This is a genomic window from uncultured Methanobrevibacter sp., from assembly GCF_902770715.1.
GTDB lineage: Archaea > Methanobacteriota > Methanobacteria > Methanobacteriales > Methanobacteriaceae > Methanocatella.
Genome location: NZ_CACXTS010000009.1, coordinates 15,485 through 30,190, shown reverse-complemented (window position 1 = coordinate 30,190; position 14,706 = coordinate 15,485). Strand labels below are relative to the sequence as shown.

At 35.9% G+C, this 14,706-nt stretch carries 17 protein-coding genes; 14 read left to right on the top strand and 3 right to left on the bottom strand.

The features are described 5' to 3' along the window. Window positions 1-28 precede the first annotated feature (28 nt). From QZU81_RS03730 to QZU81_RS03720, 3 genes are all read left to right on the top strand, one after another. Complete coding sequence (locus QZU81_RS03730; RefSeq protein ID WP_295589498.1) at window positions 29-1,105, top strand: phosphatidylglycerophosphatase A; 1,077 nt, start codon at window positions 29-31, stop codon at window positions 1,103-1,105. A 2-nt stretch (window positions 1,106-1,107) separates the two neighbouring features. Next, window positions 1,108-1,890 carry an adenosylcobinamide-GDP ribazoletransferase gene (gene cobS, locus QZU81_RS03725; RefSeq protein WP_292828057.1) on the top strand — a complete coding sequence of 261 codons (783 nt, stop codon included), beginning with the start codon at window positions 1,108-1,110 and terminating at the stop codon, window positions 1,888-1,890. A gap of 267 nt (window positions 1,891-2,157) precedes the next feature. Further along, window positions 2,158-2,700 carry a tRNA (cytidine(56)-2'-O)-methyltransferase gene (locus tag QZU81_RS03720; RefSeq protein ID WP_295589541.1) on the top strand — a complete coding sequence of 181 codons (543 nt, stop codon included), beginning with the start codon at window positions 2,158-2,160 and terminating at the stop codon, window positions 2,698-2,700. On the opposite strand, the gene QZU81_RS03715 is transcribed toward QZU81_RS03720, so the two are convergent. Next, a complete protein-coding gene (locus tag QZU81_RS03715; protein ID WP_292828060.1) occupies window positions 2,697-3,791 on the bottom strand; it encodes a DUF763 domain-containing protein in 1,095 nt (364 codons plus the stop codon). The two genes, QZU81_RS03720 and QZU81_RS03715, sit on opposite strands and share 4 nt — an antisense overlap. A gap of 213 nt (window positions 3,792-4,004) precedes the next feature. Here QZU81_RS03715 and QZU81_RS03710 point away from each other — a divergent pair, with 213 nt between their 5' ends. Beyond that, a complete protein-coding gene (locus QZU81_RS03710) occupies window positions 4,005-4,739 on the top strand; it encodes a peptidylprolyl isomerase (protein ID WP_295589495.1) in 735 nt (244 codons plus the stop codon). Between the two features lie 9 nt (window positions 4,740-4,748). On the opposite strand, the gene QZU81_RS03705 is transcribed toward QZU81_RS03710, so the two are convergent. After that, window positions 4,749-5,240 carry a fumarate hydratase C-terminal domain-containing protein gene (locus QZU81_RS03705; RefSeq protein WP_295589493.1) on the bottom strand — a complete coding sequence of 164 codons (492 nt, stop codon included), beginning with the start codon at window positions 5,238-5,240 and terminating at the stop codon, window positions 4,749-4,751. 136 nt (window positions 5,241-5,376) lie between these two features. Between QZU81_RS03705 and QZU81_RS03700 the strand changes: the two genes are divergently transcribed. From QZU81_RS03700 to QZU81_RS03675, 6 genes are read left to right on the top strand one after another with little or no spacing between them, the layout of a single operon-like run. Next, window positions 5,377-5,643: a ferredoxin family protein gene (locus QZU81_RS03700; RefSeq protein WP_292828069.1), complete on the top strand. Its 267-nt coding sequence runs from the start codon at window positions 5,377-5,379 to the stop codon at window positions 5,641-5,643. Window positions 5,644-5,653: 10 nt separating this feature from the next. Beyond that, entirely contained in the window at window positions 5,654-6,772 is a 1,119-nt protein-coding gene (locus QZU81_RS03695) for a 2-oxoacid:acceptor oxidoreductase subunit alpha (RefSeq protein ID WP_295589491.1), read from the top strand. Window position 6,773: 1 nt separating this feature from the next. After that, window positions 6,774-7,637, top strand: a complete 864-nt coding sequence (locus QZU81_RS03690; protein ID WP_292828075.1) for a 2-oxoacid:ferredoxin oxidoreductase subunit beta — start codon at window positions 6,774-6,776, stop codon at window positions 7,635-7,637. A 9-nt stretch (window positions 7,638-7,646) separates the two neighbouring features. Then, window positions 7,647-8,195, top strand: a complete 549-nt coding sequence (locus QZU81_RS03685; protein ID WP_292828079.1) for a 2-oxoacid:ferredoxin oxidoreductase subunit gamma — start codon at window positions 7,647-7,649, stop codon at window positions 8,193-8,195. Window positions 8,196-8,203: 8 nt separating this feature from the next. Further along, the gene (sucC, locus tag QZU81_RS03680) at window positions 8,204-9,322 is read left to right on the top strand and encodes an ADP-forming succinate--CoA ligase subunit beta (RefSeq protein ID WP_295589489.1); all 1,119 of its coding nucleotides are present in this window, start codon (window positions 8,204-8,206) and stop codon (window positions 9,320-9,322) included. Then, complete coding sequence (locus QZU81_RS03675; RefSeq protein ID WP_295589488.1) at window positions 9,323-9,985, top strand: flavodoxin family protein; 663 nt, start codon at window positions 9,323-9,325, stop codon at window positions 9,983-9,985. Here the strand turns inward: QZU81_RS03675 and twy1 are convergent. Then, window positions 9,960-10,877, bottom strand: coding sequence for a 4-demethylwyosine synthase TYW1 (gene twy1, locus QZU81_RS03670; RefSeq protein WP_295589486.1), 918 nt, complete (start codon window positions 10,875-10,877; stop codon window positions 9,960-9,962). The two genes, QZU81_RS03675 and twy1, sit on opposite strands and share 26 nt — an antisense overlap. Before the next feature lie 180 nt (window positions 10,878-11,057). On the opposite strand from twy1, the gene QZU81_RS03665 reads away from it, so the two are divergent. From QZU81_RS03665 to pgk, 4 genes are read left to right on the top strand one after another with little or no spacing between them, the layout of a single operon-like run. Beyond that, a complete protein-coding gene (locus QZU81_RS03665) occupies window positions 11,058-11,879 on the top strand; it encodes a hypothetical protein (protein WP_295589485.1) in 822 nt (273 codons plus the stop codon). A gap of 1 nt (window position 11,880) precedes the next feature. Continuing rightward, window positions 11,881-12,759: a site-specific DNA-methyltransferase gene (locus QZU81_RS03660; protein WP_295589483.1), complete on the top strand. Its 879-nt coding sequence runs from the start codon at window positions 11,881-11,883 to the stop codon at window positions 12,757-12,759. Window positions 12,760-12,807: 48 nt separating this feature from the next. Next, a complete protein-coding gene (tpiA, locus tag QZU81_RS03655; protein ID WP_292828097.1) occupies window positions 12,808-13,476 on the top strand; it encodes a triose-phosphate isomerase in 669 nt (222 codons plus the stop codon). A 9-nt stretch (window positions 13,477-13,485) separates the two neighbouring features. Beyond that, the gene (gene pgk, locus QZU81_RS03650) at window positions 13,486-14,700 is read left to right on the top strand and encodes a phosphoglycerate kinase (RefSeq protein ID WP_295589481.1); all 1,215 of its coding nucleotides are present in this window, start codon (window positions 13,486-13,488) and stop codon (window positions 14,698-14,700) included. The last annotated feature ends 6 nt before the right edge of the window (window positions 14,701-14,706 follow it).

The following is a 14,706-nucleotide window of genomic DNA, read 5'->3' as shown; positions in this document are numbered from 1 at the left end:
TTAATATATATTATCAATAGGTTATAACATGAAATTCAATATCATCAAAAAAGATTATGGGATTTGCATTAATAATCCAAATCATTTTTTGGCATTCAGCGATTTTACTGTAAGCGATGGGATTGATATTGTTGAAAATGTCAATGTCATCAATTCTAAAAATGAATTTGAAGCTACTGCAAAACGTGCTGAAAGATTTAACCAGTTACAAGGTTCATATATTGCACAAGCAGTAGATAACGTTGATTATTTTGAAAATACCTATGATGATTTGACAGTTTTCACATTCATGTCAAATGATGTTGAAATTGAAGATTTCACTAGCCAGTTGCAGGTTGCCAATTCTTCAAAGGGATTTGCCAACGCAAGGATTAATTTAAGTCATGTAATCTACATTGATAAAGTAATCTCACCAAAAGATTTGCTTAAGATATTTAAGATAGTAACAAATATCAAGGCTAAAACCCTTGCATATAGGGCATTGCCTCTTCATATTCAAAACATTCTAAATACTGATGATTTTTTGGCAGTCTTGTCCAATATTCCTGAAAATGATGCGACTTCTTTAGATATAAATAATGCGGAATATGACAAAATCGATTGGGATGATTTGAAAATCAGAATTGAAGATGCAGTTGAAATAAGCCTGGAGGATGCAATTGAAAAATTGAATTTAACATTTGGAATCCTTGATTACTTTGTTTCTGAAGGAATTTTGATTGGCGACTTGGTGGATGCGGGAATGGAGCTTGTTGATGATGTTGATGTCACTGATGAGTTAAAAGATAAAATGAAAGAGCAAATTCTCAAATCATTAACGGATATTAATGTTATAACATTATTGGTTGCTGCAATGAGAATGGAACAGGATTTAACTGGAAATAGAATAAGGGAACTCAATGTAAATGACGAATCTGTTTATCTTTACACTGATGAGGTGCTTGGATTGGCTATTTCCAATCAGATTGCAGGAACAAAAGCGATATTTAATTATAAAAGATATGCCGAGGCAAAACCAGGAATTATCTATGGATTGCCGCCAGTGCTTGATGATATTTTCGCCGGTTTAATTGCAGGGTGCATATCAAAAATATTTGAGGAATGATTATGGAAGATGATAGCTATTTTGAAGATGAGGAATTCTCACCAATAAGGTCTATTTTGGGACTTTTAACTTTTTCAACAATATTGCCGATTAAGGTTTATACTTCAATCGAGTATATGACCAAGTTAACTTGGTGCTGGCCATTCATACATTTATTCATAGGCATATTGGCGGCCATATGCGGATATATATCTTTAGAATTCCTGCACTTGAATTCATTTTTCACAGCAGCTATCGTTTATGCATTCTTGATGCTGATTACCGGTTATAATCATTTGGACGGCGTAATGGATATGGCTGATGGGGTCATGGTTCATGGAGATCCTGAACGTAAAATCAAAGTCATGAAAGACCCGTCAGTAGGTGCTGGAGGGGTAGCGAGCGTATTTTTAGTTGCAATCCTTACTGTTGCAGGATTATACAATATTTTGGATTACAATTTTATATATGGTATCATTATCTGTGAAATGGCGGCTAAAACATCTTTAATCACTACTGCATTGTTGTCTGAACCTCTGATTCCGGGAATTGGAAGTTACTTTATCCGAGAAACCAATATTCCAAATTATTTTGCGTCAACTGTCATTGTCGGTTGTATTGCATGGTTGTTGGGCGGTTTAGTTGGTGTTGTTGGTGTGGTAGGTGCCATGGTCAGCGGTTTTATCATTGCATTAATGGCAAGGCGCAATTTCGTTTTAGCTAATGGTGACGTGCTTGGAATGAGTAATGAAGTTGGCCGTTTATTTGTATTGTTATTCATGTCAATTGCTTTATATTATATTTAAATTAATTTTACACCTTTAAATCAATATTGTAGTTGAATAAACGATTAGTTTATTAATCAAAAGTTTCATAATACTTTTTGATGAGTTATCATCTATTCATATTATTACACTGTATGGTTCACCTCCATTGTTTTTTCTCATCTATAATTTATTGTTGTTTTCGCTTTCGCATATGGATGATAACTTCATCATTTTCAAGCAAATTATTATATATTTTTAATTTGAAATATTAGATTATTATTTTTACAATTTAATTAATTCGTTGATATTATGAACGTTAATGTTTTAAGATTAGATCACAGATTAAAAAGGGATACTCGTATTACAACTCATGTATGTCTAACCGCCCGTGCATTTGGAGCAAGCAAAATATACCTTGCCGGTGAAAGGGATAACAAATTAATGGAAAATGTAAGAGATACTGCCTCCAGATTTGGAGGAAATTTTGAAATAGAACATACTGAAAGTTATATGGGTGTTATTAATAAATGGAAAGCTGATGGTGGAAAAGTAGTGCATTTAACAATGTATGGTTCCCAGGCTCATGAGATTGCTCCTGAAATTAGGGAAGATGGTTCTGATATTTTAATAGTCGTTGGCGGAGCCAAGGTTCCTGGAAAAGTTTATAAGGCTGCTGACTGGAATGTGTCCGTTACAACACAGCCTCATTCTGAAGTATCCTCATTAGCAGTATTTCAGCATTTGTTGATGGATGGTAAGGAGTTTGAGCTTGAATTTGAAAATCCTGTGCTGGAGGTTATCCCAACAGCTCATGGAAAAACTGTAAATATCCATAATGAAAATCGTTAAGAGATGAAATCGTCCAGTCTCTTAATGGCTTTTAATTTTTCATCTTTTTTTAAACGTGCCTGGTCTATGGCATCCCTAATTGTTTGGATTGAATTGTCGTAAACGTCCCTGTCGACAGGATAGGGAAAGCCGTCTTTTCCTCCGTGTGTGAAACTGTATTTTACAGGATCCTTCCAGCTTGCCGGTTCACCATACACCAAATCGGAGATTAATGCCAGAGCCCTTATTTTTTTAGGACCAATTCCTTGAAGCAAAATTAATTCTTCATAATTTTCAGGCTGTATTTCCCAGGCTTTTGTCAGTACTTCAAATTCCTTATCTGAAATGTCCATGTCCAAAACTGGGTGATGTTCCGGCATTGTGAAATCTTCCAGAAGCATTTGATTGTCCTTTCTTTTGAAGTATTGCCTTAAGTGATTAGGGTTATCGTTGATTAAATCAACACTTATTTTTTGAGCTTCTTCGCTGTCTTTTGAAGACATGTTTAATGTGTTTGGTGTTTTTTTATCACATGATATTCCGCTGTGGGGGTCATTCAGTAGCTTCTCAACTTCTGAGCCTAACCAATGATATCTTCGAGCATATTTGTTGGCAGCATTCAGGCCTTGCTGAACAACAGCCCAATCTCCTTTTTCGGTAACGAAGAAGTTGTGCTGATATAATGTGTAGCCGTCCTGAATGCAGGAGTTGTCGATTTTAGCAGATAATTTGCTTGTTTCAATTAGCTTTTCAGTTGTTTTTGTTTTTAAATTAAACACTTCTCCGGCATGTTCGATTCCCTGTGGTGTTTTTCTTGATTTTGCACCTTTGCCTCCGGTCAGATATATTCCATGTTCCTCTGGACTTAAAGATGCCTTCAATGCCCCCAGTGTGGTTGTGGTTGTTCCTGAGGAGTGCCAATCGAAACCTAAAACACATGAGAATGCCTGAAACCAGTAGGGGTTGGAAATTCTATTCAAAAATTCGTTTAAGCTGTACTCTTCAATTATGACGGAGGCTAGAGCTCCTGACAGCTTGACCATTCTTGAAAATAACCAGCTTGGAGGATGGCCTCCATGTAGCGGTAGATTGACTGCTCCCCTTCTTTGCATGATTTATATTTATATTTATAATAAATATTATCTTTTTAGAAAGAGCGTTTGAAAAGTATTTTCCATTGAATGATTTAATTTTTTCAGTAACATTTATTTTTTACAATAACGTTTGTAATAAACAAAACTTTAATAAGTAATGGTTACTATAATTATTAATGTTATATTTATTAACAAATTATTTAATCAAAATTATTAAGGAGCGTAATTATTATGGCTGTAGATAACGGAGATTTTGTAAGAGTAAATTTTACTGGTAAAGTCAAAGAAACTGATGAAGTATTCGATACTACTTATGATGAAATTGCACAAGAAGCTGGAATTTTCGAAGAGAACAAAACTTACAAAGCAATTCCTATTGTTGTAGGTGGAAACCACTTATTACCTGCTATTGAAGAAGCAATCATTGGATTAGAAGAAGGAGAAACCAAACATGTTGAAGTTGATTCAGACAATGCATTCGGTCCAAGAGATCCTAAAATGATTCAATTAGTGCCTATGAAAGAATTCAAAAGACAAGGCATGACTCCTGTTCCTGGTATGAGAATCCAATCTGAAGGTGCAACTGGTAGAATATTAACCGTAAACGGTGGAAGAGTAAAAGTTGACTTTAACCATGAGTTAGCAGGAAAAGACTTAATTTATGATGTTGAAGTAGATGAAATCATCGAAGATGAAGCAGACAAAATCAAAAGTATGATTGAGTTACACTACTCCAACCCTAATGTTGACATTGAAAAAACCGAAATCGACATTGTTGATGGCGTAGCAAACATCAAATTAGATGAAATGGCTAAATTCGACCAACAATCTTACATGGACATTACCTTTGCAAGATTCAGAATAGCTAAAGACATCTGGGATAACATCGAAGAAATTACCAAAGTTAATTTCGTAGATGAATTCGAAAAAAGAGAAGAATCCAACGATGAAGAAGAAGACGAATAAGTCTTTTTCTTAAATACTTTTTCCATCCTGGATTGCTACAATTCCAGGAATATTTTTTACTTTTAATTCAAACATGGCTTCCATGCCTTCATTTTCAAATAAAACACACTTTTTTTCACAAACTTTACTTGTAAGCAATGCCGCAACCGGCGGTGTTATTACAAAAATAGAATTGTTTTCTTTCAATGATTCAATTGTCTTATCACTTAACATTCCTTTTCCAATGTGAATTTTAACACCATTTTCACTTAAAAACGGGATTGTTGATTCGATTTCTACTTTGCTGCTTGTTGTTGGGGCTATCCCCGCTTCGCTAAATGCGGTATGCATGATGACGCTTCCATTCAAATCAAATGGAACTTCATCTTTCTTTATTGATTCAACAAGTTGGGGAAGTGCTGCGTCACGTCCGGTATATATTGTCCCGGAAATGCTGATTTGATCCCCTACATGGAGATGTTTCAAGTCCTCATCGGAAATTGGTGTAGTCAAGTGCTTCATATTTTAATATTAATATTTTAATAATTTTAATATTTTTGAATTTATCATGATTTTTAATAAGATATTTAAATGTTTATTAACATAAATATAATACATTCTAGATTAAGTTATCATAGAATTATTAGGAGATTAAAAATTGATTATTATTGATGAAAATTTGTGTAAAGGATGTCATCTTTGTTTATTTATGTGTTATAAAAACGTATATGCAATATCTCCTGAAGTTAATAAAAAAGGAGTACAATTGCCATTCGTCAAGTTTGAAGAACGTTGTACAAAATGCGGTACTTGTGAGATTGCATGTCCTGATCAAGCAATCACAGTTGACTTGCCTGAAAATTGGTGGATGAATGAAGACAATGATATTAACTTTAATCCTAATTTCACAAAGGGGAAAAAGTAGGTGTTAGAAAATGGCTGAAGAATTTTTTATTCAAGGAAATGAAGCATGTGCTAAAGGAGCAATAGCTGCAGGATGCAGATTCTTTGCAGGTTATCCTATTACTCCATCCACAGAAGTTGCTGAAACCTTAGCCCGTGAATTGCCTAAGGTTGGAGGTTCTTTTGTTCAAATGGAAGATGAAATAGCTTCCGCAGGCGCCATCATTGGTGCTTCATGGGGTGGAGCTAAAGCAATGACCGCAACATCCGGTCCGGGCATATCATTGATGCAAGAGAATATTGGATATGCCTTTATGAGCGAAACTCCAATCGTAATTGTTGATGTTCAAAGAGGTTCCCCTTCAACCGCTCAACCGACTATGGCCGCACAAGGTGATATGATGCAGGCTCGTTGGGGTTCACATGGTGATTATGAACCAATTGCATTATCCCCATCCAGCGTTCAGGAATTCTTTGATTTTACAATTAAAGCATTCAATTTAGCTGAACAATACAGAGTGCCTGTTTTTGTAATGGCCGATGAGGTTATTGGGCATATGAGAGAAAAAATTATTGTGGATGATGATATTGAAATCGTCGCTAGAGTAAGGCCAGAAAAAAGCGATGATTATTTGCCGTTTGAAAATATTGAAAATGGAACCACTCCAATGCCAGCATTCGGTGATGGATTCAATATACATGTTACCGGTTTGACTCATGATGAAAGAGGATATCCGGATACAAACACACCTGAAACCCATGATAAGCTTATCCAAAGAATTTGTGATAAGGTTTTAAATAACAGGGATAAAATCTGCTCAGTAAGAAGTGAAAACTGTGACGATGCTGACATTGTCCTTGTTTCTTATGGAGCCCCTGTCAGGTCTGTTGTTGAAGCAGTAAACAAAACAGATAAAAAAGTGGGATATATCAAAATTGACACTCCATGGCCTTTCCCAGAAGAGCAAATTAAAGAATTGACAGCAAATGCAAGTGATGTCATTGTTGTGGAAATGAATTTAGGTCAAATGTATTATGAAGTTGACCGTGTTGTCAAAGATAAGAATGTTCATCTGTTAGGCGTCATTGGAGGTTTATTACCTACTCCTGATGAAATATTAGAGAAAATTGATGAAATAGGAGGAAACTAAAATGTCTGAAGGAAAACAAAATAGATTTCTCCCTTATTTAAGAGAAGACAGATTACCTCACATTTTCTGCCCAGGTTGTGGAAATGGTGCTATTATAAATGCATTTTTAGCTGCAATGGAAAAGGCGGAAATGGATTTCGATAACATTGCAATGGTTTCTGGAATCGGCTGTTCTTCAAGAATTCCAGGATATTTGAATTGCGATTCTTTACATACTACTCACGGAAGGGCGTTAAGCTTTGCAACCGGTTTGAAAACAGCCAATAAGGATTTGGACGTGGTTGTATTCACCGGTGATGGTGATGCCGCTTCCATTGGTGGTAATCATTTAATTCATGCAGCTAGAAGAAACATTAATCTAACTGTTATTTGTATCAATAATAATATTTATGGAATGACTGGTGGTCAGATTAGTCCTACATCTCCTAAAGGAAGTTTTGGAACCACAGCTCCTTATGGTAATCAAGATGCTCCATTTAAATTAGCAGAACTTGTTGCAGCTGCCGGAGCAACTTATTCTGCAAGATGGACAACTGTTCAAATTGAAAATTTGGTAACTTCCATTAAGGACGGATTAAAAAATCCAGGATTTTCATTTATTGAAGTTGCAACCCAATGTCCAACTTATTTTGGTCGTAAAAACAAACTCAAGACTCCTACTGCAATGGCAGCAGTCATGAAAGCCAATACAGTATTCAAATCAGCTGCCGATAGGATGAGACCAAAAGAATTGGAAGGTAAAATTGTCGTGGGTGAATTTGCAAATACCCAAAGAGACGAGTTCACAGAGAATGTTGACAAAATTAGTGTAGAGAAATTTGGTAAGAGAACTCTTATCAATTCCGCATATGAGACAGAGTTATAGGTGGATAAAATGAGAACTGAAATTAGAATTTGTGGATTTGGAGGTCAAGGAATTATTCTTGCAGGTATTATTTTAGGTAAGTCTGCAAGCCTTTTTGACGGTAAAGAAGCTGTTCAAACTCAATCTTATGGTCCTGAAGCTCGTGGTGGAGCTTCCAAATGTGAAGTTGTAATCAGCGATACAAAAGTTGATTATCCAAAAGTTCAAAGTCCTGATATTTTAGTTGCAATGTCTAATGAAGCTCTAATCAAATATATTGTGGATTTAAAAGATAATGGAACTTTAATTGTTGATCCTGGAACAACTGATGTTGAAGATGTTAAGGATTATATTGAAGAGCATAATATTAAAGTTTATGAAGCTCCTGCTACCAAAACAGCTACAGATGAAATCGGTCTTAAAATCGTAGCAAACATTGTTATGGTAGGGGCAATTACAAAAATTACTGGAGTCATATCCAAAGAAGCAGCTATTAAGGCTATTGAAGTCAGTGTTCCTGCAGGAACCGAAGAGAAGAATATCAGTGCCTTTGAAGCAGGATATGCTCTAGCGGAATAGGTGTTATAATGAGATTTTTTGAAAGTGTAGCAAAACAAATTTTTCAAAAGGAAGGCATTCCACTTTTAGAAGGGCATGTTGCAAATTATCCTGAAGAGGCCATGGCCATTTCTTCAGAGATGAACGTTCCTGTAGTTGTTAAAGCGCAAGTTTTAACCGGTGGTAGAGGTAAAGCAGGCGGTATCAAATTTGCAAATAACCCTGGGGAAGCTTTAAAAGTCGCCAGTGAAATTTTAGAAATGGAAATTAAGGGCGAAAAAGTAAACCATTTGTTAATTGAAGAAAAAGCTGAAATTTTGCATGAATTTTTCATAACCGTTTCAGTTGATAGAGGTGCAAGAAGACCTGTAATTTTAGCAAGTAAGGAAGGTGGGGTTGAAATTGAAAACTTAGCTAAAACAAACCCTGAAAAGATTATAAAATACTATCCAAATCCTTTGCTTGAATTTTTACCATACGAAGCACGTGAAGTTGCACGCAAAATGGAAGTTCCGTCCGATTTGATTTCTCCGATGGGAGATATAATCTGGAAATTGTATAAGGTATTTACAAAATATGATGCCGATACTGCCGAGATTAACCCTCTAGTTTTAACACCGGATGGCCTCATTGCTGCCGATGCTAAATTGGTTGTTGAAAACGATTCATTATACAGACATGAGGACTTGGTTCAAAGAATGCACTATAAGAAAAAAGCGGTTGATTTCGTTCAATTGGATGGTGACATTGCTGTTATTGGTAACGGTGCAGGTTTGACTTTAACTGCAATGGATATGATTAAGCTTAATGGTGGCGAACCGGCAACATTCTTGGATATTGGTGGTGGAGCTTCAGAACAAATCATCAATCAGGCTTTAAACATTGTATTAAACTATGACCCTGTTAAAGTAGTATTTTTAAATGTTTTAGGCGGAATTACTAAAGCGGATGATGTTGCTCGAGGTGTTATCGCAGCTTTAGCGCATGTTAAACGTGATGTTCCAATCGTTATCAGATTAACTGGTACTAATGAAAAAGAAGGTCAGGAAATCTTGGAAAAAGCTGGAATTCCATATGAAACCTCTATGGAAAAAGCAGCTAAAAAAGCGGTTGAGATTTGCAATGAATTAAAAGCGAAAGGGAGATAAATGAAATTTTTTGCCATTAATGGTTCTCCAAGACCAAAATGTAATACTGCACAGCTTTTGGATAAAGCTTTAGAAGGTGTAAAATCAGTTTTCCCTGATGCTGAGACAGAAAGGGTAAACCTATATGATTTTCCTTTCCATGGATGCAAGAGTTGCTTTGCATGTAAAATAAAAGATGGGAAGCATTATGGCAGATGTGTTCAAAAAGATGACTTAAAACCTATTCTGGATGAAATTGTGCAGGCTGATGGTATTATATTGGGATCACCGATTTACCTTAGTGATGTAACTGGAAATATGAGATGCTTTTTGGAAAGATTCGTATTTCCATTTGTTGCATACAGCAAAACCGAAACGGTTGAACATAAAAAGATGCCGTTAGCTTACATTTACACCATGAATGCGTCAGAGGAGATTTCATATCAAATTGGATATCATGACCTTCATGATCACTTTGAAATGGGTTTGGAGAGGATGTTCTCTAAGCCTGAACATCTCTATGTTTATGAAACATATCAATTTAAGGATTATTCAAGATATGTTTCAGATTCTTTTGATGAAAAAGAGAGAAGGCACATTCGCAAAACACAATTTCCAAAAGATTTAGAAAGTGCATTTGAAATCGGTAAAAGAATTGCTATTCGAGCAGAACAACACGACTGATTTCAGATTCATTAACTAACTCTTTACCGCACTCATCACCAATTTTTTTTGCAAATTCTTTTACCTCATCAAAAGATGGCATATTGTCCAATGTCAAACGTTCTCTTGATGAGCCGACACACATGTATGCTTTGACTTCTACGAAATCGGGATCTGCTTTTTTAATCAGTTCCGCATATTTTTCAGGCTGTTCCATGTTTCTTCCCTTAACGCAGGTATTTCTTATACATGTACGGGAGTTAAAACTAGCTAATGTTTCAAGTGATTCGTTTAAATTGTTCCAAGCATCATTTATTCTTGGTCTGCAAACTTCTTTGAATATTTTCTCGTTAGGTGCATCCAAGGAAAGATATAGTTGGTATGGATCATTTTCTAGATTTCTTAACCTGTCGACACATTGGCCATTGCTCACTACAAATGTTGTAAAGTCCCTGCGGTTGAATTCTCCAATCAGCTCATCGATTTTTGGATAGAGTGTAGGTTCTCCGGCAAGGGAAATGGCTGCATTGGTAGGGTTTTTAATTTCTTCTAGTTTTTTTCTATTTGCCTTTTTATTTCCATAAAAGCCACATAATAAATTGTTCTGTGCTTTGATAGCTCCATCTACAATGGTTTTAGGGTCATCATAGTCATCATCTTCCCATTCTGTTTGGGTATAAGTTAAATCTCTCCAACAAAATTCGCATTCCTGTTGGCAATTAGGGACTGCCGGAGACATTTGAAGGCATCTATGTGATTGGATTCCATAGAATTTCTCTTTATAGCAAACTCCTTTATCTACAATGCTTTGGCGAGTCCAGTGGCAGGTTTTTACGGCTGCATGACCATGTGTACCGACAAACCGGTATCCGCTTTTTTCTAGTTTTTCAATTTGGCTTTTATTAAATGACATAAAATCAAAGTTATTTTTATTTTTGGTGGTATATACATTTTTACAAGGTGAAATAAATTTTATTAATATTGAACAATATTGTATTTATATTTTTATAAAATATTTATATGTTTAATAATTATATTTTTTATTATGAGATTATGGAATAAAAATCAAGAGAAATTATTTTTTATTAATAATATGGACAGGGCGTTTCCAAGTCAACTGTTCTACAAAAGCGATGACGGTCGTTATTTGGCGTACTGGCCAAAAGGGTATAGGGGTAGAAAATCAACGTTGCAGTCTCGCAATTCCCTGATTGGAGAGTTCACTGAAAATTGGGTTTGCAATCTGTTCGGCAATCTCATTGATGATGAAGGGTTGTTTCTTGTAAAACAAGCCAGAATTCCGTCATTGGGCATTACATCCCGTTCTCCTGCGGACATCGTAATTGCAGACAACAACAAAAAAATTTTAAAGCCATGTGAAGTAAAAGTAATATTTGAAGTTAAAATGTCTATTGTGTGGAATTGGCAGTATGACGCAAAATCAAATAGGCTAACAGAAATTGGCGATTTCAGAACCCACCAGGGAAAGCCAAGTTTCACACGATCGGATTCAATCTTGAAGGCCATAGGCAAATGCATAGATATTAGAGTTTTCAACGGACAGTCTTCTAAAATTCCAATAATTGTTATAGGTAATGCGCCATTGTCCAATGGATTTTGCAAAAAGGCGGATTATCTCAAAAGTTCAGGAATAATTCAAGGATTCTGGTCATTAAATCCATTTCCTTTAAATCACGGCAATACTCGTAAAACCACTCCAAAAAGAGGATTTATCAGGTTTGACAATACATCTGAGTTAAAAACACATATTAATAAACTGTTTACTCAAGATTTAAACTTCTTTTCTGGAATGGAAAATCTGAAAGACTTAGGCAAGTATATTGAAAGTGCTAATGCGGAAAACACCTATGAAGAAAAAGGATTAAAGTTTTTAAATCTTATAAAGAGGTATTGAAGTGGTAAGAAAAACTAAAACTGCATCATTCGGTTCTGTTTTAAGGGAATCGCACAGTTCAAAGAAATTTTATAGTTCAAAGTTATATGAAAACCTTAAAGTTCCAAAAAATATTGATTTTAAGGAGTTTAAGATTGATGAACATGATTTAAATAAGATATATTGCAAATCCAGCGAAAAGATGAATGAAGTTCCGGACAACAGCATTCATTTAATGATTACTTCTCCGCCGTATAATGTTGGAAAGGAGTATGATGACGATTTGACCCTGGACGAGTATCTGGAATTGCTGACTGCAGTCTTTGGAGAATCTTATAAAAAGCTGGTTACCGGAGGCAGGGCTTGCATCAACATAGCAAACATTGGAAGAAAGCCCTACATCCCCCTTCACGCCATGATTATAGAAATCATGCTGGATTTGGGTTTCTTAATGCGCGGCGAAATAATTTGGGATAAGTCTGCCAGTGCAGGAGGGTCATGTGCATGGGGCAGCTGGATGTCAGCTTCAAATCCTGTACTTCGGGATTATCATGAATACATTCTAATTTTTTCAAAGGAGTCCTATTCGAAAAACAAGGCACAGGAAAAGAAGGACTCTATTGAACATGATGATTTCATCCAATGGACAAAGAGCATCTGGACATTTCCTGCTGTCAACGCTAAAAAAATCGGGCATCCAGCACCTTTCCCAATTGAATTGCCTCATAGACTCATAAATCTTTACAGTTATGAGGGTGATGTTGTTCTGGACCCATTTATCGGAAGCGGAACCACAGCAATCGCAGCAATTAAAAATAATCGTTATTACATTGGTTATGATATTAAAAAGGAGTATATTGACTTGGCCGAAAGCAGACTTTCTAATCAAAAATTTATTTAATAATGTTTTTCAAATATTATATTATTAAAGAGTTATTGTGGGATTATTATGGACACACCAATTGTGATATTGAACTATAAAACTTATTTGGAATCAAGTGGTATAAATGCTTTAGAGCTAGCACATGACTTGGAAAGTGCTGCTGGCGAGTCTGGAATTACTATGGTTGCCGCTCCTCAAGCAGCAGATATTTATAGAATAAGTGAAGAAACTTCACTTCCTATTTTTGCTCAACACATTGACCCAATTTCTCCTGGAGGGCACACAGGTTCTAATTTGATTAATACATTAATTGATGCTGGAATTAGTGGAACTTTAATCAATCATTCAGAACAAAGAATGAAATTGGCTGACATTGATGAAGTTATAAAATTATGCAAAGCGAATGAAATAGAATCTTGTGTTTGCACTAACAACATTGAAACTTCAAAAGCTGTTGCGGCATTGGATCCTGTTGCTGTTGCTGTTGAACCTCCTGAACTTATCGGAACAGGCATCCCAGTATCTCAAGCTCAACCGGAAGTTGTTGAAGATACTGTTAAGGAGGTTAAATCAATAAATAAGAAGATTAAGGTTTTATGCGGTGCAGGTATCACAACTGGGGATGATATGAAAGCTGCTATGGATTTGGGTGCTGATGGAGTACTGCTTGCATCCGGAATCATTAAAGCAGAAAATCCAAAAGAAGCTTTGCTTGATTTGGTAAGTAAGTTATAGAGTGAGAAAATGGCAGAATTTAATACAATTGATGATTTGGACATTGAAGATAAAACTGTGCTTGTAAGAGTTGATATTAATGCTCCGGTAGACCCTAGTACTGGCATTATTTTAGATGATACTAGATTGAAATTGCATGCCCAAACCATTAAGGAATTATCCAGCAAAGGGGCAAAAGTTGTACTTCTTGCTCATCAAAGCCGTCCTGGTAAAAAGGACTTCACAACTTTATCCCAACATGCGGAAGCATTATCAACAATATTAAACTTAAGGGTTAAATACATTGATTCCTTATTTTCTAATGCTGCAAAAGAAGCTATTAAAGAGTTGAAACCTCATGAAATTCTTTTACTTGAAAATGCACGTTTTTTCTCAGAGGAATCTCTTTCAAGAACTCCTGAAGAACAGTCAAAAACATTGCTGGTAAGGCATTTGTCTCCATTAATTGATTATTTTATCAATGATGCATTTGCAGCAGCTCACAGGTCACAAGCTTCACTAGTTGGATTCACTGTTAACACTCCTTCAGCTGCTGGACGAGTAATGGAAAAGGAATTGACTGTTATTCAAGACGCTCTTGATAACGTAGAGCATCCATGTGTATTTCTATTGGGTGGAATGAAACCGGAAGATTCCATTGATGTAATGGAAAACGTATTGAGCAATGGAACTGCTGATGCTATTCTAACTACCGGTATCGTAGGAAACATTGTCCTATGGGCATCTGGCGCAGACATCGGTCAAGTCAACAAGGATTTCATCGCAAGCAGAGGATATGAAGATATGGTTGAAAAATCCAAGGATTTAATCGAAAGATTTGGAGATAAAGTCAAATATCCTATGGATGTGGCTTGTGAAATTGATGGTGAAAGAGTTGATATAGATGTTGGCGAAATTCCAAACGAAGCTATTTTCGACATTGGCGTAAAAACAATTGATTTTTATGCAAAAGAAATTAGGGAAGCCAAATACATTTTTGCAAATGGTCCTGCAGGTGTATTCGAAGATCCGAAATTCTCAATGGGTACAGAAGATTTAATTAATGCAATGGCCACATCTGAAGGATTTACATTAATCGGTGGAGGCCATATTGCAGCCGCTACAGCAGGACTTGGTTTGGAAGAACACATGAGTCATTTAAGCAGTGGTGGTGGAGCTTGCATTAGCATGCTGGCCGGCAAAAAGCTAGCTGCAGTAGAAGCTTTAAAAAATAGTAAAAAATAATATTTT

Bases quoted from the DNA above. Each gene is read 5' to 3' on its own strand.
- QZU81_RS03695 (WP_295589491.1), top strand. From the start codon at position 5,654: ATGGCTGAAGAATTTTTTATTCAAGGAAATGAAGCATGTGCTAAAGGA.
- QZU81_RS03675 (WP_295589488.1), top strand. From the start codon at position 9,323: ATGAAATTTTTTGCCATTAATGGTTCTCCAAGACCAAAATGTAATACT.
- QZU81_RS03665 (WP_295589485.1), top strand. From the start codon at position 11,058: ATGGACAGGGCGTTTCCAAGTCAACTGTTCTACAAAAGCGATGACGGT.
- tpiA (WP_292828097.1), top strand. From the start codon at position 12,808: ATGGACACACCAATTGTGATATTGAACTATAAAACTTATTTGGAATCA.
- QZU81_RS03715 (WP_292828060.1), bottom strand. From the start codon at position 3,791: ATGCAAAGAAGGGGAGCAGTCAATCTACCGCTACATGGAGGCCATCCT.
- pgk (WP_295589481.1), top strand. From the start codon at position 13,486: ATGGCAGAATTTAATACAATTGATGATTTGGACATTGAAGATAAAACT.
- cobS (WP_292828057.1), top strand. From the start codon at position 1,108: ATGGAAGATGATAGCTATTTTGAAGATGAGGAATTCTCACCAATAAGG.
- QZU81_RS03710 (WP_295589495.1), top strand. From the start codon at position 4,005: ATGGCTGTAGATAACGGAGATTTTGTAAGAGTAAATTTTACTGGTAAA.
- sucC (WP_295589489.1), top strand. From the start codon at position 8,204: ATGAGATTTTTTGAAAGTGTAGCAAAACAAATTTTTCAAAAGGAAGGC.
- twy1 (WP_295589486.1), bottom strand. From the start codon at position 10,877: ATGTCATTTAATAAAAGCCAAATTGAAAAACTAGAAAAAAGCGGATAC.
- QZU81_RS03685 (WP_292828079.1), top strand. From the start codon at position 7,647: ATGAGAACTGAAATTAGAATTTGTGGATTTGGAGGTCAAGGAATTATT.
- QZU81_RS03705 (WP_295589493.1), bottom strand. From the start codon at position 5,240: ATGAAGCACTTGACTACACCAATTTCCGATGAGGACTTGAAACATCTC.
- QZU81_RS03690 (WP_292828075.1), top strand. From the start codon at position 6,774: ATGTCTGAAGGAAAACAAAATAGATTTCTCCCTTATTTAAGAGAAGAC.
- QZU81_RS03730 (WP_295589498.1), top strand. From the start codon at position 29: ATGAAATTCAATATCATCAAAAAAGATTATGGGATTTGCATTAATAAT.